The sequence below is a fragment of the Vibrio sp. Vb1018 genome (assembly GCF_033338775.1).
In the GTDB taxonomy this organism is placed as follows: domain Bacteria; phylum Pseudomonadota; class Gammaproteobacteria; order Enterobacterales; family Vibrionaceae; genus Vibrio; species Vibrio alginolyticus.
In genome coordinates this window covers 23,078-47,476 of sequence record NZ_JAWOTI010000029.1, presented here as the reverse complement: position 1 = coordinate 47,476, position 24,399 = coordinate 23,078, and the positions used below count along the sequence as shown (strand labels likewise).

Sequence of the window (24,399 nt, the reverse complement as noted above, 5' to 3'; positions counted from 1 at the left end):
GCTAAATAATTACAACTACAAATTAAATAAGGAAAATAAAAATGGCTAAGGGGCAATCTCTACAAGACCCATTTCTAAACGCGCTACGTCGTGAGCGTATCCCGGTATCTATCTACCTTGTGAATGGTATTAAACTACAAGGTCAGATCGAATCATTCGATCAATTTGTGATCCTGCTGAAGAATACTGTTAACCAAATGGTGTACAAGCACGCGATCTCAACAGTTGTGCCGGCTCGTCCAGTGAGCCATCACAGCGGTGAACGTCCACAAGGTGAGCGTCCACAAGAGAAATCAGAAGATTAATTCTTCATCGAGTATTTTTAAAATAAGGAGTTGATTGCTTGTTTGACCGTTATGAATCCGGTGAGCGAGCCGTACTTGTTCATATCAACTTCACGCAAGAAGGTGAATGGGAAGATCTGGCTGAGTTCGAAATGCTAGTTTCTTCTGCTGGGGTAGAGGCGCTACAAGTAGTAACTGGTAGTCGTCAATCCCCACACCCGAAATACTATGTCGGAGAGGGTAAGGCCCAAGAGATTGCTACAGCGGTACAATCAACGGGTGCCGAAATTGTGATTTTTAATCACGCCCTCTCTCCTGCCCAAGAACGTAACCTCGAAGCACTGTGCCAATGTCGAGTTCTCGACCGCACTGGTCTTATTCTCGATATCTTTGCTCAACGAGCTCGAACACACGAAGGTAAGCTACAGGTAGAGCTGGCTCAACTTCGTCATATCTCTACTCGTTTGATTCGTGGTTGGACGCACCTTGAAAGGCAGAAAGGTGGTATCGGTTTACGTGGCCCGGGTGAAACCCAGCTGGAAACCGACCGTCGCTTATTGCGTGACAGAATCAAAGCCATCCTGCGACGCTTAGACAAAGTAGCGAAGCAGCGTGAACAAGGGCGCCGCGCCCGAAATCGAGCTGAAATCCCAACGGTTTCACTTGTGGGTTACACCAACGCGGGTAAGTCGACACTCTTCAACCGTATTACAGAAGCTGGCGTGTACGCGGCTGATCAATTATTTGCTACTTTGGACCCGACTTTACGTAAGATAGAGTTAGCAGATGTTGGTCCTGCCATCTTGGCAGACACGGTTGGTTTTATTCGACATTTGCCACACGACTTGGTTGCGGCCTTCAAGGCAACCTTGCAGGAAACGCAAGAAGCTGACATTTTGTTACATGTTGTTGATGCCAGTGATGAGCGTTTTCGTGAGAATATTCAAGCTGTTCATGAAGTACTAGAAGAGATCGACGCGCATGAAGTGCCGACTCTGGTTGTCATGAACAAAATCGACAATCTAGATTCGCAGAAACCACGTATAGAACGAGACGAGGAAGGCGTACCTCGCGCAGTTTGGGTTTCAGCAATGGATGGGTTGGGCATTGATGTCCTGTTTGAGGCTCTGACGGAACGTCTGGCGTCACAAATGGTCGAGCATCAGTTGCGAATTCCTCCACAGTATCAAGGACGATTCCGTAGTACCTTCTTCCAAATGAAGTGTATTCAACGTGAGGAATATGACCAGGATGGTAACTTGTTGATCGATATTCGAATGCAGCAAGTAGATTGGTCTAGACTTGAAAAAAGAGAAGGGGCAGTTTTGACTGGCTTTATAGTCACTTAAAGGACTGCTACAGTATAACGTCATATCAAATGATGGAGCTTTCTAATGGCGTGGAATGAGCCTGGAAATAACAACGGCAACAATGGCCGCGATAATGACCCTTGGGGTAATAATAATCGTGGTGGCCAGCGTCCTGGTGGCCGAGATCAAGGTCCGCCAGATTTAGATGAAGTGTTCAACAAACTGAGTCAAAAGCTGGGCGGCAAGTTTGGTAAAAAAGGCGGCGGTGGTTCTCCAATCGGCGGCGGTGGTGGTAGTGCAATTGGCTTTGGCGTGATTGCTCTGATTGCTGTTGCAGTTTGGTTCTTCGCTGGTTTTTACACCATCGGTGAAGCAGAGCGTGGTGTTGTACTGCGTTTAGGTAAATACGATCGTATCGTAGACCCAGGTCTTAACTGGCGTCCTCGCTTTATTGATGAGTACGAAGCGGTAAACGTACAAGCGATTCGTTCACTACGTGCATCTGGTCTAATGCTGACTAAAGATGAAAACGTTGTAACAGTTGCGATGGATGTTCAGTACCGAGTGACTGACCCATACAAATACTTGTACCGTGTAACCAATGCAGACGACAGCTTGCGTCAAGCAACGGATTCTGCACTACGTGCAGTAATTGGTGACTCATTGATGGATAGCATTCTAACCAGTGGTCGTCAGCAAATTCGTCAAACTACGCAAGAAACACTGAACCAAATCATTGATAGCTATGATATGGGTCTGGTACTTGTTGATGTGAACTTCCAGTCTGCTCGTCCACCAGAGCAAGTGAAAGATGCGTTTGATGATGCAATCGCAGCACGTGAGGATGAAGAGCGTTTCATTCGTGAAGCTGAAGCATACAAGAACGAAATCTTGCCTAAGGCAACGGGTCGTGCGGAGCGTTTGAAGAAAGAAGCACAAGGTTACAATGAGCGTGTCACTAACGAGGCTCTTGGTCAGGTAGCACAGTTCGAAAAACTACTACCAGAATACCAAGCAGCGCCTGGTGTAACGCGTGATCGTCTGTACATTGACGCAATGGAAGAGGTGTACTCAAGCACTTCGAAAGTGTTGATTGACTCGGAATCAAGCGGCAATCTTCTTTACCTTCCAATTGATAAGTTGGCGGGACAAGAGGGCAAAGCAGATACCAAACGTAAATCGAAGTCATCTTCAACCTATGATCAAATTCAACTTGAGTCTGATCGTACACAAGAAGACACTTCGAACTCGCAGTCTCGTTCAACAGGTTCACGTCAAGGGAGATACTAAGAATGCGTAAGTTAATGATCCCTGTACTGGTAATCGCACTGGCATTAATGTTGATGTCTTTGTTTGTGATTCCTGAAGGTGAGCGCGGTATCGTGGTTCGATTTGGTCGTGTCTTGAAAGACAACAACGACATCACTCGAATTTACGAGCCTGGTCTGCATTTCAAGATGCCTTTGTTTGACCGTGTGAAACAACTTGATGCACGTATCCAAACAATGGATGGTCGTGCTGACCGTTTCGTAACGTCCGAGAAAAAAGACGTTATCATTGATACCTACGTGAAGTGGCGTATTGAGGATTTTGGTCGCTACTACCTCGCGACTGGCGGTGGTAACTCGCTAACGGCAGAGGCACTACTTGAGCGTAAAGTGACGGACGTGCTTCGTTCTGAAATCGGTGCTCGTGAAATCAAACAGATCGTATCTGGTCCACGTAACGATGATGTGCTACCAGAAGACGCAAGTGCTGATGTTGTCGCAACTGAAGCGGCTCGTGAGGCGCTTGAGATTGATGGTGAACGCGACCTAATCATGTCTGAAGTATTGAAGGACACGCGTGAAAGCGCAATGAAAGACTTGGGTGTTCGTGTCGTTGATTTCCGAATGAAGAAAATCAACCTGCCTGATGAAATCAGTGAGTCTATCTACCGTCGTATGCGTGCGGAGCGTGAGTCCGTTGCTCGTAAGCACCGTTCTCAAGGTCGTGAAAAAGCGGAAGTTATTCGTGCTCAAGCAGAACTAGAAGTAGCAACTATTCTAGCTGAAGCTGATAAAACTGCGCGTGTGACACGAGGTGAAGCGGATGCTGAAGCTGCGAAGATTTATGCTGAAGCGTACAACAAAGACCCTGAGTTCTTTAGCTTCCTACGCTCGCTACGTGCGTATGAGAAGTCCTTCAGCTCTAAGAGCGATATTCTGGTGCTTGATCCGAAGAGTGAGTTCTTCCAATACATGAACCAGTCGAAGGGCAGCATGGAGAAATAATCTCCGCGTCTCATTGAAATAAAAGGCTCCTTAGGGAGCCTTTTTTGTATCTGATGCTAAGTGCTAGCTCATCATGATGGCGATGACGGCTCCAGCAACTACTAGGCAGCCACCGATGCGTCGTAGCTGATTGTTGGGTTGTTCACTTAATTGAGCCACCATATTCCGCCAACCGTTAGGAGCAATCAGTGGCCCAATGCCTTCCACGATCAAGACGAGCCCAATCGCCAACCATATGGATTCAGACATAGCGCTTTCCAGTCGAATAGAGAAAGCTAAATACTATCAGTGATATGCTGATTTCAAAATGAACAAAGCGGCAAGATGACATTCTGGTAGCAACTCTGTGAACAAAAAATGACTGCAAGAAGCGTGATTCGGTGCTAGAATCCATTTTTAACTAGCAATCAGACTTGGAAAGATGGGAAATAACGTAGTCGTTCTAGGCACCCAATGGGGTGACGAAGGTAAAGGTAAAATCGTAGACCTTTTAACTGAAGATGCAAAATACGTGGTACGCTACCAAGGCGGTCACAACGCAGGTCACACTCTCGTAATTGACGGTGAAAAAACCGTTCTTCACTTAATTCCATCAGGTATCCTTCGCGATAACGTAAAATGTGTTATCGGTAACGGTGTTGTACTATCACCTGAAGCTCTACTTAAAGAAATGAAGCCTCTTGAAGAGCGCGGTATTCCAGTACGCGAGCGTCTTTTCATTTCTGAAGCATGTCCGCTAATTCTTCCTTACCACGTTGCAATGGACCAAGCTCGCGAAATCGCTCGCGGTAAAAAAGCTATCGGTACTACTGGTCGTGGTATCGGTCCAGCATACGAAGATAAAGTTGCTCGTCGCGGTCTACGCGTTGGCGACCTATTCGATATGGCGACTTTCGCAGAGAAGCTAAAAGAAGTCATGGAGTTCCATAACTTCCAACTAGTTAACTTCTACAAAGCGGAGCCAGTAAGCTACGAAGAAGTACTTGAGCAAGCTAAAGGCTACGCTGAACTACTAACGTCAATGGTTATCGACGTAACTGACGAACTAGACGCAGCACGCAAGCGCGGCGACAAGATCATGTTCGAAGGCGCACAAGGTACACTACTTGATATCGACCACGGTACTTACCCGTACGTAACGTCTTCTAACACGACAGCTGGTGGTGTTGCTGCAGGTTCTGGTTTTGGTCCTCGTCACATCGGTTACATCTTGGGTATCGCGAAAGCGTACTGTACTCGCGTTGGTGCTGGTCCATTCCCGACTGAACTATACGACGGTTTAGATAAGCAAGATCCAATTGGTAAGCACTTAGGTGAAGTTGGCCACGAGTTCGGTGCGACAACTGGTCGTCTACGTCGTACAGGTTGGTTCGATGCTGTTGCTATGCGTCGTGCAATCCAAATCAACTCTGTATCTGGTTTCTGTCTAACTAAACTAGACGTACTAGATGGTCTAGAAGAGCTAAAAATCTGTACTGGTTACAAGATGGAAGATGGCTCTGTGCTAGAAGTTTCTCCGATGGCTGCTGAAGCATTCGAAAAAGCAACACCAATCTACGAAACAATGCCAGGTTGGTCTGAGAATACATTTGGTGCTAAGTCACTAGATGCTCTACCACAAGCCGCTCTTGACTACATCAAGCGTATTGAAGAGCTAACTGGCGTTCCAGTAGACATCATCTCTACAGGTCCTGACCGTAACGAAACTATCATCAAAGTTCACCCATTCGAAGCTTAATTGATAGCCGTTAAAGATTGCAAAAGCCGACCTTATGGTCGGCTTTTTTGTATCTGAACAAAAACAGCGTGACTCTCATATGGCAAGCTTTTGCCGCTGAGCCTAAATCAGAGGCAAAAATTGTCTAAAGCTTAGCTGTTTTTTGCCGATAAGGTTATCAAGCAGAGGAGATCCTTCACCGATCTTTGGTTTCTTAGATACCTTAAGGGTACGTTTATGAAGTTACGAACAGTGGCTGCTTCACTGTTGTTGACCTTGGTTGCTACCACAGGGAAAGCCAATGTTGCTGATGTGGGGGCACCAGTTCCGATCTATACCGAAGCAGAGCTGATAAAGCTTATTGAGCAAAATAAGCACTTACAACGTGTGCGCGCTGATAACTGCCAGCTGGTGGAGGATATCGTAGCTCGTGCGACTCGAATTAACTTACCCGCTTATGAGTTTCTGTACGGAGATATGTTGGCTTGGGGTGTGTGTGTCGAGCAAGATGTCGAACTGGGTCTTTACTACATCGAAAATGCAGCGCATCAGGGGTTACCTGCTGCACTAGAGCAGATTGGCCGATACTATTCGCGTGGCACTTTAGTACAGCAAGATAAAGAACGTGCAATTCCATATTTGCGAGAAGCTGCGTCAATGGGAAACCTAAACGCGCGTATTCATCTGGCCGAGTTGCTTTTACGTGATTATGGCAGTCCACTCGATTACGAAGATGCGTATCGTTGGTTATATAACTCTGTCACAGCAGATAAGCGGCAGCATAAGCGCATAACTGTATTGAGAAACGGCCTTGAACAGCGCATGCCACAAAACGTTATTGCTCGAGCTAAACGGCGAGACACCTTTTGGTAACGCTTCAATATTGCAAACAACTTCATACAACAAAGCCCACGTCACGTGGGCTTTGTTGTTTTCCCGATAGTTGGTAGCGCTTAAACCACTTTGTGTGGACCGAAGCATTCGTAATGGAATTGCTCTTCTGGTACGCCAAGTTCTAATAGCTGTTTCGCTATGTGCTGCATAAATCCTACAGGGCCACAGAAGTACACCTGCACGTTATCTTGCTTTAATGCAGCTTCAATTTCATACAGATTGACCAAGCCCGTGAAGTGGAAGTCTTCACCTAGTTTGTCTTCTGTCGTTGGTTGGTTATACCAAACGAGCGCGTTCATATTTTCTTTTTCTGCAACGAGTTGGTTTACGTGTTGCTTGAAAGCATGCTGTTGGCCATTTTCTGTTGCATGAACCCAAGTTACAGGTGCTTGATGTGCTGAGAGACTTTCTAGCATTGACAGCGTTGGAGTAAGTCCCACACCAGCAGATATTAGAACAACGGGTGTTTGTGGTTCGGCATCCATAAAGAAATCACCGGCAGGGGCCGCAAGCTGCACTTTTTCGCCAATGTTCAGGTTATCGTGCAGGTAGTTCGACACTTTTCCGCCTTCTTCACGTTTTACCGAGATACGGTAAGTGTTCTCTTGGACCGCAGAAGACAGACTATATTGGCGAATTTCTTGGTTTTCTAACTGGTCACTGTTGATGTAGATGCCAAGGTATTGTCCCGGTTTATACGGCGCCACTTTTTGACCATCGGTTGGCTTGAATACAAAGCTGCAAATGTGTTCGCTCTCAATCTTTTTATCGACTAATTCAAATTCGCGTAGACCGCGCCAGCCGCCTTCCAAAGCTTCATTTTGTTGGTAAATTTGTTCTTCGCGCTGAATAAATACATTCGCAAGTACGCCGTAAGCCTCAGCCCAAGCATCCAACACTTCTTGACCTGGATTAAAAAGCTCATCGATTGTCGCAAGTAAATGCTTACCAACGATTTGGTACTGATCTTCTGTGATCAAAAAGCTCGTGTGCTTATGCGCAATTTTCTCTACTGCGCCAAGCAGAGCTGGCAAATTTTCAATATTGGCAGCATAGGCACAGATAGCGTTGAATAATGCTTCACGCTGATCGCCGTTACGCTGGTTACTCATGTTAAAAATATCTTTCAACTCAGGGTTATGAGTAAACATACGCTCGTAAAAGTGCGCGGTCAGTTTTGGTCCTGTTTCGGCGATGAGTGGTGCGGTCGCTTTGACGATCTCGATAGTTTGATTGCTGAGCATAAGGGCTTCCTAATTTAAGTTGTATTTATAATGCATGTTTAAAGTTGTATCTCAAATGTATCTTTCGATCAAGAAAAGATTTACACTTTTATCGATAGCTCAAGTTTGGGGTTTTAGCATCACCAGCGGGTTATTGAGTCGCACTTTGGGAGAGAATATGCAGTTAACTAGTTTCACTGATTATGCGTTGAGAACCTTAATTTTCTTGGCTTCGTTGCCGGAAGATGAGTTAACCAGCATTACCGAAGTGACGGATTTATTTGGTGTGTCGCGCAACCATATGGTTAAAGTTATCAATCGGTTAGGACAGTTGGGTTATGTCCATACCGTGCGCGGAAAAAACGGTGGTATCCGGCTGATGAAGCCAGCATCTGAAATCACAGTCGGTGGTGTTGTGCGCGATTTAGAGCCGTTAGATTTAGTCAACTGTGGTGTGGATTTTTGCCATATTACCCCTGCTTGCCGCCTCAAAGATAAATTGGCGAAAGCAAAAAGTGCCTTTCTGGCGGAGTTGGATAACTGCACGATTGAATCCTTGCTCAGTGACAATTCTGAACTTTTGATCTTGCTGGCTCGTCCTTAACTCATTTGCATGCCTAGAGTCGATCTCGATCATTCTTTTTTCAAAGCAATTCTGTAGCTTATCGAGAGACTCAGATATACTAGCCATATACCTTCCTTGCTAGATAGGCGTGCCTATGTCAGACAATATTCCAAACGATCCTTTTGCAGATCGTGAATCCAAAAATTACGAAAATCCAATTCCAAGCCGAGAGTTTATCATCGAGTTTCTAGAGCAAGCGGGCGTTCCAATGAATCGTAACGACTTGTTTGAGGCACTAAAGCTTGAGGGCGAAGAGCAATACGAAGGGTTGCGTCGTCGGCTACGTGCGATGGAGCGAGATGGCCAACTGGTGTTTACCCGCCGTCAGTGCTATGCATTGCCTGAAAAACTTGAAATGGTGAAAGGTTACGTGATTGGTCATCGTGATGGCCATGGTTGGGTACGTCCAGAAGGCAGCGTCGGCAAGGATGATGATATTCTGTTACCGCACCATCAGATGAAGAACATCATCCACGGTGATTTTGTCTTAGTGCAACCTACAGACAACAGCAAGCGCGGCCGCCGTGAAGGACGTTTGGTGCGTGTGCTAGAGGAGCGTAATGATCAAATCGTCGGTCGTTTCTTCCTTGAATATGGATACTCCTACGTTGTCCCAGATGACTCGCGTATCAGCCAAGATATCCTGATCCCAAATGAGCACAAAGCGGGTGCACGCATGGGTAACGTAGTCGTAATTGAAATTACTGATCGTGGCTCACGCTCACGCGGCATGATGGGTAAAGTGGTTGAAGTCCTTGGTGAAAACATGGCACCAGGTATGGAAACACAAATTGCGATTCGTACACACCAAATCCCTCACGAATGGCCAGAAGCCGTCGATAAACAAATCGAAAACTTAGGCGAAGAAGTACCAGAAGAAGCGAAAGTTGGTCGTGTGGATCTACGTGATTTGCCACTAGTGACCATTGACGGCGAAGACGCACGAGACTTTGATGATGCCGTTTACTGTGAAAAGAACAAAGAAGGTGGTTGGCGTTTATGGGTAGCGATTGCTGACGTCAGTTACTACGTTCGTCCTGACTCTGCGTTGGACAAAGAAGCGATCAATCGTGGTAACTCAGTATATTTCCCGTCGCAAGTTGTGCCGATGTTGCCAGAAGTACTATCGAACGGCCTATGTTCGCTCAACCCGCAAGTAGATCGCTTGTGTATGGTGTGCGAAATGACCATTTCCGATACAGGTAAGCTGTCTGGTTACAAGCATTACGAGGCGGTGATGAACTCGCACGCTCGTCTCACATATAGCAAAGTGAGCGCGATTCTAGAAGGGGATGAAGAACTACGTGAGCGCTACCAGCCGCTTGTTTCTCATCTAGAAGAGTTGCACAAGATGTACAAAGTGCTGAAAGAAGCACGAGATCAACGCGGTGCAATCGAATTTGAAACCGTTGAAACCAAATTTATTTTCAATGCGGAACGTAAAATCGAAAGCATTGAGCCAGTAATTCGTAATGACGCGCATAAGATCATCGAAGAATGTATGATTTTAGCCAACATTGCTTCGGCATCGCTGGTAGAAAAAGCGAAAGAGCCCGCGCTTTATCGTATCCACGAATCTCCAGGTGAATTACGCCTGCAAGGTTTCCGTGACTTCTTAAGTGAACTTGGTCTTGAGCTAAAAGGTGGTTTAGAGCCTTCACCAACGGACTATGCTGATCTCGCACGTCAAATCTCCGGGCGTCAAGATCAAGAGTTGATTCAGACCATGCTGCTACGCTCAATGAAGCAAGCGGTATACAACGCAGATAACGCGGGGCACTTTGGGTTGGCATTGAAACGCTATGCGCACTTTACGTCGCCAATTCGTCGTTACCCTGACTTGTTACTTCACCGTGCAATCAAGTATCTGATTGCTAAAGAAGAAGGTCGTAATCAAGATCGCTGGACACCAACAGGTGGCTATCATTACTCGTTTGACGACATGGATTTTTACGGCGAACAATGTTCGATGACAGAGCGCCGTGCTGATGATGCAACACGTGATGTTGCGGATTGGCTGAAGTGTGAATATATGCAAGACCACGTCGGTGACGAACTAGACGGTGTTATTGCTAATGTCACTAGCTTTGGCTTCTTTGTACGTTTAACGGATTTGCACATCGATGGTTTGGTACATATTTCTACCCTTGCGAACGACTACTATCAATTTGACCCGATTGGTCAACGACTTATTGGTGAAAGTTTCGGTAACATCTATCGCTTAGGTGATGCAGTAAAAGTAAAAGTACTGGCTGTTAACCTCGATGATAAGCAAATTGACTTTGAATTGGTCGAAACAAGTCGTAAGCTACGCGGCGAAGGTAAGACTGCGAAGAAACGCGCAGCGGAAGCAAAACGCAAAGCGAAAGATAAAAAACGCGCTGCGACTCGCTCTTCATCGAAAGAAGGTGGCGCGGCTCGTGCAGTTCCTGCGATAGAGCCAACTAAACGCCCAGAAGAAACGGGCGCAACGAGTAAGCGTAATGGCCCAAAACGTGGTGACGCCGAAGGCAACGAGAAGCCTAAAGTGAAAAAAGCACGTAAAAAGAAGCCGCACAGTAAGCCGAAGAAAACCAAGCGCACTAAAAAAGAAGCGCAGTAGGTTGAAGCGCCAACTTAGTTCAAACTCGGTTGGCGCAGGCAATACGACCAGAACAACAGGTTAAACAATGAGTAACGAATTTATCTACGGCATTCACGCAGTGAAGGCGGTATTGGAGCGCGAACCAGAGCGTTTTATCGAGGCGTACGTTTTAAAAGGTCGTCAAGATGATCGCCTAATGCCAATCCTAAATGATCTTCAGGTTTGTGGTGTTTCTATTCAGCAGATGACACGTAAAACCTTGGATGACAAAGCGCGCGGTGCAAATCACCAAGGCATCATCGCTCGTGTGAAACCAGCGAAGCAGCTGAATGAGAACGATATAGATGACATCCTGGCGCAGCACGAATCACCACTGCTATTAGTGTTAGACGGCGTGACCGATCCACACAACCTTGGTGCGTGTTTACGTAACGCAGATGCGGCAGGTGCTGCGGCGATCATCGTACCGAAAGATCGTTCTGCGCCAATGAACGCAACCGTAAGCAAAGTGGCTTGTGGTGCAGCTGAAGTCGTACCATTGATCCGAGTGACTAACTTGGCTCGTACTATGCGTACATTGCAAGAGAAAGGCATCTGGTTTGTTGGTACTGCGGGTGAAGCAACGCACGACATCTACCAAGCCAAACTGACTGGACCTCTTGCTATCGTAATGGGGGCTGAAGGTGACGGTATGCGTCGTCTGACTCGTGAAACCTGCGACGATTTGATTAAGATCCCAATGGCTGGTAGCGTTTCAAGCTTGAACGTATCTGTAGCATCCGGCATCTGTTTGTTTGAGGCAGTTCGTCAGCGTATTGCTGCAAAGTAACGACGAAACAAACAGTTACTGTAGAATCAGACATAATGATAAAAACAAAGGATGGGGTGCCATCCTTTGTCGTTTTCACCGATTTATAAATAAAAATCCTCAGGGAAGTTATGACTCAACAAGACATTAAATTCATCGCCTTCGATCTAGATGGTACTTTGCTTGATAGCGTGCCAGATCTAGCTGTCGCGGCAGACCAAGCAGTACAGGCGCTTGGCTTTCCATCGGTTTCAGAAGAACAAGTTCGTGATTACGTGGGTAACGGTGCAGACGTGCTTATTGGTCGCTCATTAAGCCAAAGCCTGACCATCAACCCGGAGCTGAGTGAAGAGCTTCGTGCTAAAGCGCGTGTATTGTTTGATGATTACTACGAGCAAAGCGGTCACAAGCTAAGTCATCTTTATCCAACGGTAAAAGAGACACTAGCAGAGCTGCACAAAGCGGGCTTTGTTATGGCGTTGGTGACTAACAAACCTTCAAAGTTTGTGCCTGACGTTTTGGAAAAGCACGACATCGCAAAATACTTCGTTGATGTCCTTGGCGGTGATGCATTCTCAGAGAAAAAACCAAACCCAGTAGCATTGAACTGGTTGATGGAAAAGCACCAAATCCAACCAAGTGAAATGCTGATGGTTGGCGACTCGAAAAACGACATTCTCGCAGCAAAGAATGCAGGCAGTGCCTCATTTGGTCTGACATATGGTTACAACCACGGTGAACCTATTTCAGCATCAAATCCAGATTTCGTCGCTGACAGTTTGGCAGAATTATTGGACGTTGTAGCGGTTTCTGCATAACGGCTACAAAAGAGCTTCCAAAATACTCGTTAATGAGTACACTGAGTAAACCGTGCACCTATTACTGCACGGTTTTTTTCATTTAATTAGATTAAGAAGTCAAAGGAATCATTCTAATGAGCAAACCCATTGTATTGAGTGGTGTTCAACCTTCAGGTGAACTAAGTATCGGTAACTACTTGGGTGCTCTACGTCAATGGCAGCAGATGCAAGACGATTATGATTGCCAATATTGTGTGGTAGACCTTCACGCGATTACGGTTCGTCAGGACCCTAAAGCGCTGCATGAAGCAACTCTAGACGCACTGGCAATTTGTCTGGCAGTTGGTGTTGACCCGAAGAAGAGCACGCTATTTGTTCAGTCACATGTACCAGAGCATGCTCAATTAGGTTGGCTTCTTAACTGCTACACTCAAATGGGTGAGCTGAGCCGTATGACTCAGTTTAAAGACAAATCGGCACGTTACGCGAATGACGTAAACGTCGGTCTATTTGACTACCCGGTGTTGATGGCGGCTGACATTTTGCTTTACGGTGCACACCAAGTACCTGTAGGCAGTGACCAGAAGCAACATCTAGAATTAGCGCGCGATATCGCAACGCGTTTCAACAATATTTACTCGCCAGAGCAGCCAATCTTCCAAGTTCCAGAGCCTTACATTCCGACAGTAAATGCGCGTGTAATGAGCCTTCAAGACGCAACGAAGAAGATGTCTAAATCTGATGACAACCGTAAGAACGTTATCACGCTGCTGGAAGAGCCTAAGTCGATCCTTAAGAAGATCAACAAAGCGCAAACCGATACCGAAACGCCACCAAGTATCCGTCATGATATCGAGAACAAGGCGGGCATTGCTAACCTAATGGGTCTGTACTCCGCGGCGACAGGCATGAGCTTCGAAGAGATTGAAGCGAAGTACCAAGGCGTAGAAATGTATGGCCCATTTAAGAAAGATGTTGGTGAGGCAGTTGTAGCAATGCTTGAGCCAATTCAAGCAGAATATCACCGTATTCGCGCTGATCGTGCTTACATGGACGAGGTAATGCAGCAAGGCGCTGAGAAAGCCTCGGCACGAGCGGCTGAAACGCTTAAGAAAGCATACGAAGCAGTAGGTTTTGTAGCTCGCCCATAGTTGCTAAGAACGAATACGAAAAGCTCCACTTTGGTGGAGCTTTTTTATGCCTGTATTACTGAAATGGTGTGTCTTTCATACAGCGTTCCATGTCGTAATATTCAACACGTCCTCGAGCCCCTAGAAAGGCAGACTTCACAACCATGCCTCTATCAATGAAGTAACTAAGCTGTACGCATGATATATCGTAGCTGAGTTCTTTAATTCTCGCTGGAATCCAGTAGGTTCCTGGCGTTCTTAGACGCTGAGTAAAGGTAATAACACCCTCGTCACTGACTTCTAGCTCTTCAATACCATCCAGTTCATTTTTGGCTGATTCGATGATGTCTTGATTCGCCGTAGGTTGAAGTGGCTCACTGGCGGTCAACTGACACCCCGCTATCAAGCCAAGTAGGGAGAGAGCTAGCACACTGCGTTGAATTTTTTTCATTTGTCGTTCCTGGGTTTACAGCTAATGAGATCTTATTGTCTCGCGCAGGTGTTATATCTTTTGTGTATGTTTTTGGCTAGTGAGTAATGAAAAGTTATTGAATAAATCATGAAAACTTTGAAGTATGAGGGGCCTGTATAAGAGAGAACGAAGCGAGTAATAGATTCTTGGGCTTGAACAGTGATACAAGTGAAAATTAAAGCATTCTAAATTAGTGACTAATTATATTTTTTATTTGTAACAGGAACGGTTGGGTTAATAAGCAACTCAACAAGTGATGTATTTTCTACTCCTTAACATGAAGTGAAAAAGTAAACTGAGTAATCAATCTAAATTCTGATTTGTTTATCAATAGCGCTCTGTATTTATTACAAAAAATGTTTGAATGGGATGCTCTGGCATATTTTCTTATATTCACATGTGATTCATTTCACGGCTTTAATTGCTCATTCTTATTTATTTCATAAATAAACCTGATAGTAGACGCAAATGGCAGGCTCTAACCAGAGCTAAATTTGCATTTACATAAATATCAGGTATGACAATGGACACGTTAATCAAACCCTCAATACTCGCATTAACCATCGCCAGTGCACTTAGTGCAAACGCGAACGCAGAGATTATTATTTCCCAATACGTAGAAGGCGGCGCTTATAATAAAGCGGTAGAGATCGCTAATACGGGTGATACTGCGGTGACACTCACTGGCTACGAGTTGGCGAAATCATCAAACGGTGGTGGTACTTGGGGCAGCACATTCGACCTTAGCCAAGTGACGATACAAGCTAACCAAGTGTATGTACTGGCGCATGGTGACGCGAGCGATACCATCAAAGCTATCGCCGATATCACAGATAAAAGCGTTGCGAACTTTAACGGTGACGACCCGATCGCACTGCTGAAAGATGGTGAAGTGCACGACATCATCGGTGTGATGGGTGACGTAGATTTTGGTAAAGACACCACATTAGTTCGTAACAGTGATGCACTAACCCCTTCTGCTACTTATGATGCATCTCAGTGGACGGCATTTGAGAAAGACAACATTGACGGCCTTGGTGAGCTAAATGCGACTGAGCCACCAGCACCATTCGCTTGTGAAGTCGACGGTCAGCAACCTAACTTCACTACCATCCAAGATATTCAAGGTGAAGGCGATACGTCTCCATTCATTGATGGTTACCCATACATTACTGACGAAGATCATTTCGTAACGGGTGTCGTGACTGTTGTTACCACTGGCCTAACCAAAGGTTTCTACCTACAAGCATTAGAAAGCGACAACAACGACAAGACCTCAGAAGGCTTGTTCATTCATACTGACGCGGCAGACACGGCGCTGAAAGCTGGTGACGTTGTTTGTGTGAAAGGTAAAGTTCAAGAGTATTACAGCAATACTCAGCTTGCTTCTGATGCTAACAGCTATGTGAAAACAGGCACCTCTGAAACCTCTCGAGTTACCGATCTTGTTATCAAAGAAGGTGAGACACTACGTGATGCGCTTGAGCGTCATGAAGGGATGCAAGTTGAGTTGACCTCGGCAAGTGACTTGTTTGTAACTCGCAACTTCTCTTACGACTACGATTCACGTCGTAACAATATGATGCTCTCTCATGAAGCGCCATTGTTAAAGCCGACTCAATTACACGCGGCAGAGAGCGATGCAGCCGTTGAGCTAGCAAAAGACAACGCAGCAAACCGCGTATACCTAGAATCAGATGGCAAAGCACCAAACGGCCAAATCCCATACTACCCAGATTTTGCTAAAGATGCAGACCAAGATGGCTCTTCAGAGCAGCACATTCGCCTTGGTTCTCGAGTAGAAGGTCTTCAGGGTGTCGTGGCTTACAGCTACAACGAATACCGCCTGATTGCGACCAATGAAGTCGATAACACCAACTTTGTGACTTCAGGTGAAGGCTTCGATGTGGCTCGTAAAGATGCCCCAGCGATTGCGGACTCAGATTTGCGTATTGCAAGCTTCAACGTACTGAACTACTTCAACTCCGTGGCTGACAGTGGCCATGAAAACCCAACCGGACAAAACCGTGGTGCGACTAACCTAGATGAGTTCCTGATCCAACAAGCGAAAATCGTTGCGGCGATGAACAAGATGGACGCTGACATCATTGGTTTGATGGAAGTGGAAAACAACGGCTTTGGTGATGGCAGTGCTATCCAAAACTTAGTTGATGCCCTAAATGCTGAGATTGTTGACGCTGAAGATCATTACACGTATGTCGAAATCGAAGAGCAAGACAAATACCAAGACGAATACTTTGGCAGTGATGCGATCATGGTGGCGATTTTATATCGTGCTAACGCAGTAACGCCAAAAGACGCTGCAAAAGTGATCATCACGCCAGAGCAGCACATTGCAGAAAACACAATTACTCGTAAAGAGGGCACAGAAAGTAACCCTGCTTACGATAAGTACCAACGCCACAGTCTACTTCAGACCTTTACGGTGAAAGAGACGGGTGAAGATTTGTCTATTGTCGTAAACCACTTTAAGTCGAAAGGCTCTGAGTGTATTGAAGAGTGGATTGCTGGTGTAGAAGATTCTGAGCCAGCGGATCTGCAAGGCAACTGTAACAACTTCCGCGTTTCTGCTGCGCACGCAGTGGGTGAAGCGTTGAAAGAGGTGAAAGGCGATGTATTGCTCATGGGCGACCTCAATGCTTATGGCATGGAAGACCCACTTCTGACACTGACTGATTACTCGAAAGAGAAATACGGCCGTGACATTTATACTGCTGCTTACACAACCATTGGTGATGGTGAACTTCAAGTAGAGAAGACCAAAATTGAAAAAGGTTACGGTCTGCACAACTTAAACACGTTGCTGCACGGCACTGATACGTTTTCTTACACCTATTCGGGCGAGCTGGGTAATTTGGACCACGCATTGGCAAGCAGTAGCCTAGCGCAAAAAGTGGTAGCAATTGAAGATTGGCACATCAACTCTCTAGAAAGTAACTTGTTTGAATACAGCAGCAAATACACGGGTGACATGCCGAAGTACAAAGATGCGTTCTCAGCGTCTGATCATGATCCAGTGATTATTGCTATTGATTTGCCAGATGATGATATCTATTTACCGAAAGCGGGTGAAAACTTAGCTATTGATGTACGTCTACCACCAACTGCGGTTGCGGGCGATATTGTGACAGTGAACTTAACAGCATCCACACAAGCGGCCGCGACAAGCAGTGATGCAAAAGTTTACTCGGCTAGCCAAACCTTGACTCAAACTGACATTGACGCACGCAGCGTGAATATTGAGTTTGAACAAGCGCCAGAACAAGGTAATTACCAGTTAGAAGAGAAAGTGACAGACTCGACAGGTAATATCGTGAAGTTTAGCTCTGTTCGTGATGTTTCAATGACGCAAACTGAAACTGGAACAGAAGGGTCGAAGGATTCAGATGGTGGTTCGTTTGGTTTTGGCGCGCTATTTGCGCTGCTAGGTCTCGGCTTATTCCGTCGTCGCCGCTAAGCGAATTTACTTCCTGACAAACAGTTCCTAAATAACTGTAAAGACCAAAGGCCAGCCTATGCTGGCCTTTATGTTCAGAAAAAATATAGAAATGGATAATCATATTGACGTATTAGTTACCAAGTTTGGGTATACTTTTTCAGCAGAGCAAAGGGTGAGACTACTAAATGGACATTAGCTATCGTCAGCTCAAAGCTTTTATCGCCTTGGCTGAGGAACAAAATTTTACTTATGCCGCTGAAAAGGTGCACATCACCCAGTCTGCGTTGAGCCAGATGATGAAAAAGCTGACCCAGCAACTTGCCAGCGAACTCTATCAGCGCCAAGGCAGGAAAATCATCCTCACCGAAGCGGGCGAGCAGTTGTATCAGGAAGCGCGATTTATCGTTAATCGCTTGGATAAACTAGTTCAGCAAAACAAAGACCGCCAACACGGCTACAACAAGTCGCTGGTGGTTTCGTCGCTATATACGTTGTGTGCATCCTTAGCGCCGAAAACCCTCAATGACCTGAAAAAGCGCTATCCAGATTTTACTTTTCGCTTAATTGAAGAACGGGTTGATGACATTACCCATTCAGTACTACAAGGGCAGGCAGACATCGGCATCAACACCAATCCGAATCACCCAGAATTGAACTTTGATTTACTGTTTCGCGATTACCTGTGCTTTGTTTGCCGGCAAGACCATCCGCTCGCCGAGCATAAGCAAGTCAGTTGGGAACAAGCGCATCAATACGCGTCGATTGGTGTCAGCCCTGGGAACAGTTTACGCACACTTGCTGACGAAGCGTTTCAACGCATTGGTTTAACCTATGATCCGGAGTTGAGCGCTTCGCATACCTCAACACTATTAGGGATGATTTCCAGCGGACTAGGTTCGACGATTCTGTCTTCCACTATCGGTGAGTTGAGCAACAACGTGGAAGTTCGCTTTATTCCGATTGTTCAACCGGTTCAGTACCGCTCAGTAGGGCTCATTACACGTAAAGAAACTCATCGAGAGTTAGTCGATGAGTTCAGTTTGATTTTGAAAAAGCATGTCAGCGACTGGGGCTTTGCTGAGTTTATCCCCAGTCGTTAAGCGACGTTACATTGGCCCGACGGGTAAACCTGTCAGCATGTAAATCAGGAATAGCCCGCCCCAAACACTAAATAGCACCAGAGCGTATGGCACCATCATCGCGAGGAAAGTACCAAATTTCACTTGCGGGTTATATTTGGCGATCAGCGCCAGTACCATCGGAATATATGGATTGGTCGGTGAAATGATGTTGGTGGTGGAGTCGGCAATACGGTAGCCCATTTGCGTAATTTGCGGGTCTACGCCAAGTAACATAAAGAGTGGGATAAATACCGGGGCCATGATCGCCCATTGCGCCGAACCACTAAACACAATCATGTTCATCACGCCAGCAAGCATCATAAACAGCGCCATCATCGCCAGCTTTGGCATCTCGACAGACGAAATCCATTCCGCACCATTCACCGCAATAAAGATAGCTAAATTAGACCACTTAAACCAAGCAATGAACTGGGCAATCACAAATACCAAGACAATGTAGCCGCCAACGCCCTTGAGCGCTTTGGACATCAAGTCAGGAATATCACTGGCTTGTTTGATCGTACCCGCTTTGACGCCGTAAACCACCGCATTCATAAAGAAGAATGCCATGATGATCGGGATAATCCCTTTTAGGAAAGGTGAAGGTACCAAACCGCCGTCTGCATTACGCAGAGGTGAATCGGCTGGCAGCAGGGCGGCCAAAAGCAAAGCGATAAACACCAAAGACGCTGCTCCAGCCCATTTCAACGCACTCTTTTGCTTAGTGGTAATTTCAAAAGACGGTTCACTATCGGCGTGGTTGGTTGTCACTTTATGCGCGAATTTAGGCTCGATGTATTTGTCGGTGATGAGCGTCCCTGTGACGACTAAAATCGGAACGGAAAGCAACATAAAGTACCAGTTTGCTGCCGGGCTAACTTCGACGTGTTCAACGATGGCAGACGCTTCGGTTGAAATACCGGAAAGTAATACATCGGTGCCAGCAATAAATAGGTTGGCGGTAAACCCAGCCGCGACCGCGACAAAACCTGCGGCGATGCCGACAATTGGGTTGCGGTTGGTTGCCGCAAAAATCAGACCTGCGAGAGGGGGAACCAAAATGAACGCAGCGTCTGAGGCGAGGTTACCGATGATACCAGTGACGAAAATCGACGCGGTGACAAACTGACGCGGCGCGTTGAGCAATGATTGTTTGATTGCACTGTCGGCCAAGCCTACTTCTTGCAATAGCCCCACCGCTAGCATCATACATAAGACCAATCCGAGTGGTTTAAACGAGACGAAGTTATTCACCGTCGATTGCAGGATGTAAACCAGACCTTCACCACTGATTAGGCTCTTAACGTGCACTACTTCACCCGTAGATGGATGGGTCACGCCGCCGCCAATAAACGAGAATAGGCAAGAGAGCAGCATGACGCTGAGGCACAGGAAGATAAACAAATAGAAGGGATGAGGGACTTTATCGCCCAGTCGCTCAATGCGGTCGATCATTGACGCGCCTGAACTCGATTTTTGCGTAATTGCAGTCGACATTGTTAGAACACTCCTTTGTGTAAAAAGGGGAGTCACTTCCCCTCATTTGTTGTTATTGCTGTTCAATCAAATTGATAAAGTAAGCGGCGCCAATCGGCAGCAGCCGATCGTTAAAGTCGTAGGCTTTGTTGTGCAGGCCAACGCTGCATCCTTGCTCCTCAGTGCCGTTGCCGATAAAGCCGTAGCAACCCGGTACTTTGTTGAGGAAAAAGGCGAAGTCTTCGCTGGTTAGCATAGCTTCACAGCTTGGGTTAACGCGCTCAGCTCCAACGGTTTGAGCCGCTGCGTCGATCGCTCGCCGAGTTTCGTTTTCGGTGTTAACCGTCGGTGGGTGAGAAATTGGTCCGAGTTTAAATTCTGCTTGCATCCCGTGCGCCTTGGCGCTGTGAGCTACTAGTTGCTCGAGTCGTTCAACCAAGCTATCTCGTGTTTGTTGAGACAAAGTACGGAACGTACCGCTCATATGAGCTTGGTCGGCGATGGCGTTGGTTGTTTCTCCACAATGCAGCTGTGTGACCGAAACCACTAGTGGATCAAACGGGTCGTAGTTGCGGCTGACCATGCCTTGAATACCTTGGTAAATATGGGTCGCGACAAGTAATGGATCTTGGGTTGTGTGTGGTAAGCCAGCATGACCACTTTTTCCGTCGACAGTGACAAACAGACGGTCAGAGCTCGCCATTATTGGCCCCGTCTTAAATGCGAAATGCCCTTCAGGAATGCCCGGCATATTGTGCAGAGCGTAGCATTCGTCGATCGGGAAGCGCTCTAACACGCCGTCGGTGATCATGGTCTCGGCGCCACCGCGACCTTCTTCTGCCGGTTGGAATATCAGCACCGCTTTGCCTGCAAAGTTACGCGACTGGGCCAAGTAGCGCGCAGCGAGTAACAACATAGTGGTGTGACCGTCATGGCCACAAGCGTGCATTTTACCGTCGTGGCACGAACGGTGGGCAAATGTGTTGGCTTCATGGATGGGTAGCGCGTCCATGTCGGCGCGAAGACCGATGCTCTTTCCGTCCCCGAGCGAGCCGTGAATCACACCCACCACGCCCGTTTTGGCGAAATCAGTACAGATTTCATCGACGCCGTACTTTTCGAGCTCGGCAACCACTAACGCTTGAGTGTTATTTTCTTCAAAACCTAATTCTGGTTGTTTATGAATGGCATGACGGAGACTAATCGCGTCGGCTAACCAAGGTTCTAAGACTTCAATAATGTTCATACATCTCCCCTTTAATTGAGAATGATTTAACACTATTGAAACAATTCAAACAAACCGGATTACTACTGAAACTATTAGCGTTGCTAATAGTTGCTTGGAGAGAGGTTAAACTAAACGCCGCCCAATACTGAGCGGCTTAAATGACGATTACATCCCGTAGGTGAATGGTTTACCAAGCGGCAGCATGTCCTGATGCACTGGTGCTAATGCGCTCGCGTAACAGCTGAGCAGTTTCAAGGTGTATTGGGTGCGAGCGACAAAATCACTGTCATCGCTATTCGCATCTTGATCGATGAGTTTATCGCTGTTGCGCACAATGAGGTGGTCAGGCAAAAAGCACACGTGGTTATTTTTGCTGCCGGTCATGCGCAATTCGCTGATCGGGTAAACACCGTTGATACTCACGCTGACACTCACCAATAGTGCTGGTTTATGTGCCAGTTCGTTTGCTGTCGTCAGCAATAGGAAGTTTTTCAGCGCAGGGGTTGCCATCCCGTGCCATTCCGGTGTGATAAAGACAAACGCGTTAGACTCTTGCAGTTTTTGCGCGATTGGTGTCCAAACATCCCACTCTTGGATACCTTGCCAAACGCCTTCATTCCAAAATGGCAGGTTCAGTTCATGCAGGTCGAGGATCTCCACTTGGTCGAATTCTTGCAAACCGTGCTGTTTGAGAAAACGAGCTACGTTGAGACTTTGTGAATTTGCCCTTTGGCTGCCAGAGACAATCGTTAGTTTCATAATCATTTCCTTTTGAATTTTATATCTTGTTTATTGGAGTTATGCATTTGCAGCTTTAGGACTATGGGAGGCCAAAAAGATCGAAACCAGTATTGCTCCTGCACCTAACAATTGCAGTGGTGTGAGTATTTCATCTAAAAATACGTAGCCCAACACGCTCGCCGAGACGCTACTCAGAAATCCTAGAAACGCGACGTTTGTTGCAGGAAGACGCTCGATTCCTTTAAACCACAGTGCGTAAGCGAGTACCGCGCCCACTATGGTTAGGTAGCTGTATCCGGCCAAGTTTTTTAGCGAAATGGTCTCCGGTAGACCTTCAAACCATAGCGCTGCAGGTAATAAAAGGATGCCTCCGACGAGGAGTTGCCAGCCAGTGAACGCCAATGTCGACATATTCTCCGGACGTCCCCAGTATTTGGTGAGCACCACGCCACTTGCCATGCTTAATGTACCTAGTACCGCCAGAACAATTCCTTGCGCGCTGATCTGCACCGTTTCGTTGATGACGATAAGCGCTACACCAAGCACCCCGAAGATTGCTGCGATGCAGTGGCTCAAGGCGATCTTACTTTTTAATACCAGCCCACTGAGTAGCATCACGATGATCGGTTGGCTCGACATGACCAATGCCGCCGTTCCTCCGGGCAGGTAGCTCGCCGCAAAAAATAAACAGTAGAAAAACAGCCCGATGTTGAGCGTTCCAAGGCAAGCGAGTTTTCCCCACCATTGCTGGTTCGGAAAGCAGCGTGTATACGCGATGAGCAGTAATCCTGCAGGCAGTGCGCGTATCGCAGAAGCGAGCAGGGGACTGTCTGCGGGTAGCAACTCAGTAGTGACGATATAGGTGCTGCCCCAAACGGTGGGAGCAATCGCGGTGAGCAGTATTGCTTGAATCCTTTCTGCGTTGGTCATAATAACTCCTGTAAAAGTATCTTTTGTGAAAGATTGTTTTTTAAAAGTAATGGTGTTTTTTCTTTTGGTCAAGTATCTTTTTGAAAAGATTTTTAGTTAGTGATGATCGTGAGGATGATGTAATGGACGGTGTAGATAAGATTCTTCAGCAGTGGCAGCAAGCACGACCTGACTTAGATTGTTCTTCGATGGGCGTGGTTGGGCGAATTCGTCGCGCGGCAAACTTCTGGGAACAGGCCCATGGCCAAGTGTGCGGTGATGCTGGGATCAGCGCGATTGAGTTCGATATTCTGGCGACGTTAAGACGTAGCGTCGAACCCGTCACTCCGACAACGTTGTACAAAACGTTGATGATTTCGTCTGGTGCGGTAAGTACCCGATTAGAAGGCCTAGTACAAAAAGGTTGGGTGCACCGCGTAGCGAGCGAAAGCGACCGCAGAAGTAATCGAGTGACATTGACGGAAGACGGTGTTGCCTTTTTAGATCAGGTGCTTGAAGCGCATGTCGCGAGCATGGAACAGCACTTAACTTGTCTCGACTCTGAAGAAAGAAATGCGTTGGAAAGCCTGCTGAGTAAGTTCCTGCAAGCCGAGGTGGAATAACTGATCGTACTTGCGTTTAGATAAAAAGGCGGCACAATACTCGCTTTCAGGTTTCCACGATGTAGTCCCATGCTGTTAATTATCGATAATTATGATTCGTTTACCTACAACCTTTACCAATACTTCTGCGAGCTTGGTGCAGACGTAAAGGTGGTGCGTAACGATGAAATCGATATCCAAGGCATTGAGGCGCTCAACCCAACTCATTTGGTGATCTCGCCAGGGCCATGTACGCCGAACGAAGCAGGTATTTCACTGAAAGCGATAGAACACTTCGCTGGTAAGCTTCCAATATTGGGTGTTTGCCTTGGCCATCAAGCGATAGCGCAAGTGTTTGGGGGTGAAGTGGTACGTGCACGACAAGTGATGCACGGTAAGACCTCACCGATTCGTCATAACGGTCGTAGTGTGTTTAAAAATCTGAATAACCCACTCACGGTAACCCGTTATCACTCTCTTGTGGTGAAAAACGGTACTTTACCCGACGTGTTTGAACTGACTGCATGGACAGAACTGCCGGACGGAAGCATGGATGAAATAATGGGTTACCAACATAAAGCCTTGCCAATTGATGCGGTGCAGTTCCACCCAGAATCAATCAAAACTGAGCAAGGTCACGAGTTGCTTGCGAACTTTTTAGCACGCAAAGCGATCTGATCGCGATCACTTTTCTTAACAAATCATTCATCTTTTGGCTGAGGTGAGCGGATTGCAAAACTAT

General features: G+C 46.6%; 22 protein-coding genes. 15 read left to right on the top strand and 7 right to left on the bottom strand.

Going from position 1 to position 24,399, the window contains the following annotated elements; genetic code table 11:
• Positions 1-41 precede the first annotated feature (41 nt).
• The 4 genes from hfq to hflC are packed head-to-tail and all read left to right on the top strand — an operon-like array spanning position 42 to position 3,867.
• Positions 42-305 (top strand): RNA chaperone Hfq, encoded by a 264-nt coding sequence (gene hfq / locus R7Z10_RS21730; protein ID WP_005381379.1) that lies wholly within the window; start codon positions 42-44, stop codon positions 303-305.
• Between the two features lie 38 nt (positions 306-343).
• Positions 344-1,633 carry a ribosome rescue GTPase HflX gene (gene hflX / locus R7Z10_RS21725; protein ID WP_005381380.1) on the top strand — a complete coding sequence of 430 codons (1,290 nt, stop codon included), beginning with the start codon at positions 344-346 and terminating at the stop codon, positions 1,631-1,633.
• 45 nt (positions 1,634-1,678) lie between these two features.
• A complete protein-coding gene (hflK, locus tag R7Z10_RS21720) occupies positions 1,679-2,884 on the top strand; it encodes an FtsH protease activity modulator HflK (protein WP_005381381.1) in 1,206 nt (401 codons plus the stop codon).
• Between the two features lie 2 nt (positions 2,885-2,886).
• Positions 2,887-3,867, top strand: coding sequence for a protease modulator HflC (gene hflC / locus R7Z10_RS21715; protein ID WP_005381382.1), 981 nt, complete (start codon positions 2,887-2,889; stop codon positions 3,865-3,867).
• Positions 3,868-3,930: 63 nt separating this feature from the next.
• On the opposite strand, the gene R7Z10_RS21710 is transcribed toward hflC, so the two are convergent.
• Positions 3,931-4,116 (bottom strand): DUF2065 domain-containing protein, encoded by a 186-nt coding sequence (locus tag R7Z10_RS21710; RefSeq protein ID WP_005381383.1) that lies wholly within the window; start codon positions 4,114-4,116, stop codon positions 3,931-3,933.
• Between the two features lie 172 nt (positions 4,117-4,288).
• Between R7Z10_RS21710 and R7Z10_RS21705 the strand changes: the two genes are divergently transcribed.
• The gene (locus R7Z10_RS21705; RefSeq protein ID WP_005381385.1) at positions 4,289-5,605 is read left to right on the top strand and encodes an adenylosuccinate synthase; all 1,317 of its coding nucleotides are present in this window, start codon (positions 4,289-4,291) and stop codon (positions 5,603-5,605) included.
• A gap of 216 nt (positions 5,606-5,821) precedes the next feature.
• Complete coding sequence (locus R7Z10_RS21700; RefSeq protein ID WP_054575294.1) at positions 5,822-6,457, top strand: tetratricopeptide repeat protein; 636 nt, start codon at positions 5,822-5,824, stop codon at positions 6,455-6,457.
• A gap of 80 nt (positions 6,458-6,537) precedes the next feature.
• Here the strand turns inward: R7Z10_RS21700 and hmpA are convergent, their stop codons facing one another.
• Complete coding sequence (hmpA, locus tag R7Z10_RS21695; RefSeq protein WP_213905010.1) at positions 6,538-7,722, bottom strand: NO-inducible flavohemoprotein; 1,185 nt, start codon at positions 7,720-7,722, stop codon at positions 6,538-6,540.
• A gap of 157 nt (positions 7,723-7,879) precedes the next feature.
• Between hmpA and nsrR the strand changes: the two genes are divergently transcribed.
• The 5 genes from nsrR to trpS all read left to right on the top strand — a co-directional run bounded on the left by nsrR (position 7,880) and on the right by trpS (position 13,669).
• Entirely contained in the window at positions 7,880-8,305 is a 426-nt protein-coding gene (gene nsrR, locus R7Z10_RS21690; RefSeq protein ID WP_017633731.1) for a nitric oxide-sensing transcriptional repressor NsrR, read from the top strand.
• 115 nt (positions 8,306-8,420) lie between these two features.
• Positions 8,421-10,928, top strand: a complete 2,508-nt coding sequence (gene rnr / locus R7Z10_RS21685) for a ribonuclease R (RefSeq protein WP_017821742.1) — start codon at positions 8,421-8,423, stop codon at positions 10,926-10,928.
• 67 nt (positions 10,929-10,995) lie between these two features.
• Complete coding sequence (gene rlmB, locus R7Z10_RS21680; RefSeq protein ID WP_005381395.1) at positions 10,996-11,739, top strand: 23S rRNA (guanosine(2251)-2'-O)-methyltransferase RlmB; 744 nt, start codon at positions 10,996-10,998, stop codon at positions 11,737-11,739.
• Between the two features lie 110 nt (positions 11,740-11,849).
• Positions 11,850-12,536: a phosphoglycolate phosphatase gene (locus R7Z10_RS21675; protein ID WP_318105923.1), complete on the top strand. Its 687-nt coding sequence runs from the start codon at positions 11,850-11,852 to the stop codon at positions 12,534-12,536.
• Positions 12,537-12,652: 116 nt separating this feature from the next.
• Entirely contained in the window at positions 12,653-13,669 is a 1,017-nt protein-coding gene (gene trpS / locus R7Z10_RS21670; RefSeq protein ID WP_005381398.1) for a tryptophan--tRNA ligase, read from the top strand.
• 55 nt (positions 13,670-13,724) lie between these two features.
• Here the strand turns inward: trpS and R7Z10_RS21665 are convergent, their stop codons facing one another.
• Complete coding sequence (locus R7Z10_RS21665; RefSeq protein ID WP_005381401.1) at positions 13,725-14,099, bottom strand: hypothetical protein; 375 nt, start codon at positions 14,097-14,099, stop codon at positions 13,725-13,727.
• Between the two features lie 544 nt (positions 14,100-14,643).
• Here R7Z10_RS21665 and R7Z10_RS21660 point away from each other — a divergent pair.
• Complete coding sequence (locus R7Z10_RS21660) at positions 14,644-17,598, top strand: ExeM/NucH family extracellular endonuclease (RefSeq protein ID WP_318105920.1); 2,955 nt, start codon at positions 14,644-14,646, stop codon at positions 17,596-17,598.
• A gap of 167 nt (positions 17,599-17,765) precedes the next feature.
• A complete protein-coding gene (locus R7Z10_RS21655; protein ID WP_033907171.1) occupies positions 17,766-18,680 on the top strand; it encodes a LysR family transcriptional regulator in 915 nt (304 codons plus the stop codon).
• 6 nt (positions 18,681-18,686) lie between these two features.
• Here R7Z10_RS21655 and R7Z10_RS21650 read toward each other — a convergent pair whose 3' ends face one another.
• The 4 genes from R7Z10_RS21650 to R7Z10_RS21635 all read right to left on the bottom strand — a co-directional run bounded on the left by R7Z10_RS21650 (position 18,687) and on the right by R7Z10_RS21635 (position 23,076).
• Complete coding sequence (locus R7Z10_RS21650; protein ID WP_053303039.1) at positions 18,687-20,198, bottom strand: AbgT family transporter; 1,512 nt, start codon at positions 20,196-20,198, stop codon at positions 18,687-18,689.
• Positions 20,199-20,250: 52 nt separating this feature from the next.
• Positions 20,251-21,423, bottom strand: coding sequence for a M20 aminoacylase family protein (locus R7Z10_RS21645; protein ID WP_005381411.1), 1,173 nt, complete (start codon positions 21,421-21,423; stop codon positions 20,251-20,253).
• Positions 21,424-21,570: 147 nt separating this feature from the next.
• Positions 21,571-22,164, bottom strand: a complete 594-nt coding sequence (locus tag R7Z10_RS21640) for an NAD(P)H-dependent oxidoreductase (protein ID WP_318105917.1) — start codon at positions 22,162-22,164, stop codon at positions 21,571-21,573.
• Between the two features lie 39 nt (positions 22,165-22,203).
• A complete protein-coding gene (locus tag R7Z10_RS21635) occupies positions 22,204-23,076 on the bottom strand; it encodes an EamA family transporter (RefSeq protein ID WP_318105914.1) in 873 nt (290 codons plus the stop codon).
• A 122-nt stretch (positions 23,077-23,198) separates the two neighbouring features.
• On the opposite strand from R7Z10_RS21635, the gene R7Z10_RS21630 reads away from it, so the two are divergent.
• Positions 23,199-23,678, top strand: a complete 480-nt coding sequence (locus R7Z10_RS21630; RefSeq protein ID WP_005381417.1) for a MarR family winged helix-turn-helix transcriptional regulator — start codon at positions 23,199-23,201, stop codon at positions 23,676-23,678.
• Positions 23,679-23,747: 69 nt separating this feature from the next.
• A complete protein-coding gene (locus R7Z10_RS21625) occupies positions 23,748-24,335 on the top strand; it encodes an aminodeoxychorismate/anthranilate synthase component II (RefSeq protein WP_031780782.1) in 588 nt (195 codons plus the stop codon).
• The last annotated feature ends 64 nt before the right edge of the window (positions 24,336-24,399 follow it).

What these genes read in the sequence shown, in the direction of transcription:
- R7Z10_RS21700 (WP_054575294.1), top strand. Translation starts at nt 5,822, where the DNA reads ATGAAGTTACGAACAGTGGCTGCTTCACTGTTGTTGACCTTGGTTGCT.
- R7Z10_RS21630 (WP_005381417.1), top strand. Translation starts at nt 23,199, where the DNA reads ATGGACGGTGTAGATAAGATTCTTCAGCAGTGGCAGCAAGCACGACCT.
- R7Z10_RS21640 (WP_318105917.1), bottom strand. Translation starts at nt 22,164, where the DNA reads ATGAAACTAACGATTGTCTCTGGCAGCCAAAGGGCAAATTCACAAAGT.
- hmpA (WP_213905010.1), bottom strand. Translation starts at nt 7,722, where the DNA reads ATGCTCAGCAATCAAACTATCGAGATCGTCAAAGCGACCGCACCACTC.
- R7Z10_RS21660 (WP_318105920.1), top strand. Translation starts at nt 14,644, where the DNA reads ATGGACACGTTAATCAAACCCTCAATACTCGCATTAACCATCGCCAGT.
- R7Z10_RS21675 (WP_318105923.1), top strand. Translation starts at nt 11,850, where the DNA reads ATGACTCAACAAGACATTAAATTCATCGCCTTCGATCTAGATGGTACT.
- R7Z10_RS21650 (WP_053303039.1), bottom strand. Translation starts at nt 20,198, where the DNA reads ATGTCGACTGCAATTACGCAAAAATCGAGTTCAGGCGCGTCAATGATC.
- R7Z10_RS21645 (WP_005381411.1), bottom strand. Translation starts at nt 21,423, where the DNA reads ATGAACATTATTGAAGTCTTAGAACCTTGGTTAGCCGACGCGATTAGT.
- rlmB (WP_005381395.1), top strand. Translation starts at nt 10,996, where the DNA reads ATGAGTAACGAATTTATCTACGGCATTCACGCAGTGAAGGCGGTATTG.
- R7Z10_RS21625 (WP_031780782.1), top strand. Translation starts at nt 23,748, where the DNA reads ATGCTGTTAATTATCGATAATTATGATTCGTTTACCTACAACCTTTAC.
- hflC (WP_005381382.1), top strand. Translation starts at nt 2,887, where the DNA reads ATGCGTAAGTTAATGATCCCTGTACTGGTAATCGCACTGGCATTAATG.
- R7Z10_RS21655 (WP_033907171.1), top strand. Translation starts at nt 17,766, where the DNA reads ATGGACATTAGCTATCGTCAGCTCAAAGCTTTTATCGCCTTGGCTGAG.
- R7Z10_RS21705 (WP_005381385.1), top strand. Translation starts at nt 4,289, where the DNA reads ATGGGAAATAACGTAGTCGTTCTAGGCACCCAATGGGGTGACGAAGGT.
- R7Z10_RS21635 (WP_318105914.1), bottom strand. Translation starts at nt 23,076, where the DNA reads ATGACCAACGCAGAAAGGATTCAAGCAATACTGCTCACCGCGATTGCT.
- trpS (WP_005381398.1), top strand. Translation starts at nt 12,653, where the DNA reads ATGAGCAAACCCATTGTATTGAGTGGTGTTCAACCTTCAGGTGAACTA.
- R7Z10_RS21665 (WP_005381401.1), bottom strand. Translation starts at nt 14,099, where the DNA reads ATGAAAAAAATTCAACGCAGTGTGCTAGCTCTCTCCCTACTTGGCTTG.
- R7Z10_RS21710 (WP_005381383.1), bottom strand. Translation starts at nt 4,116, where the DNA reads ATGTCTGAATCCATATGGTTGGCGATTGGGCTCGTCTTGATCGTGGAA.
- rnr (WP_017821742.1), top strand. Translation starts at nt 8,421, where the DNA reads ATGTCAGACAATATTCCAAACGATCCTTTTGCAGATCGTGAATCCAAA.
- nsrR (WP_017633731.1), top strand. Translation starts at nt 7,880, where the DNA reads ATGCAGTTAACTAGTTTCACTGATTATGCGTTGAGAACCTTAATTTTC.
- hfq (WP_005381379.1), top strand. Translation starts at nt 42, where the DNA reads ATGGCTAAGGGGCAATCTCTACAAGACCCATTTCTAAACGCGCTACGT.
- hflK (WP_005381381.1), top strand. Translation starts at nt 1,679, where the DNA reads ATGGCGTGGAATGAGCCTGGAAATAACAACGGCAACAATGGCCGCGAT.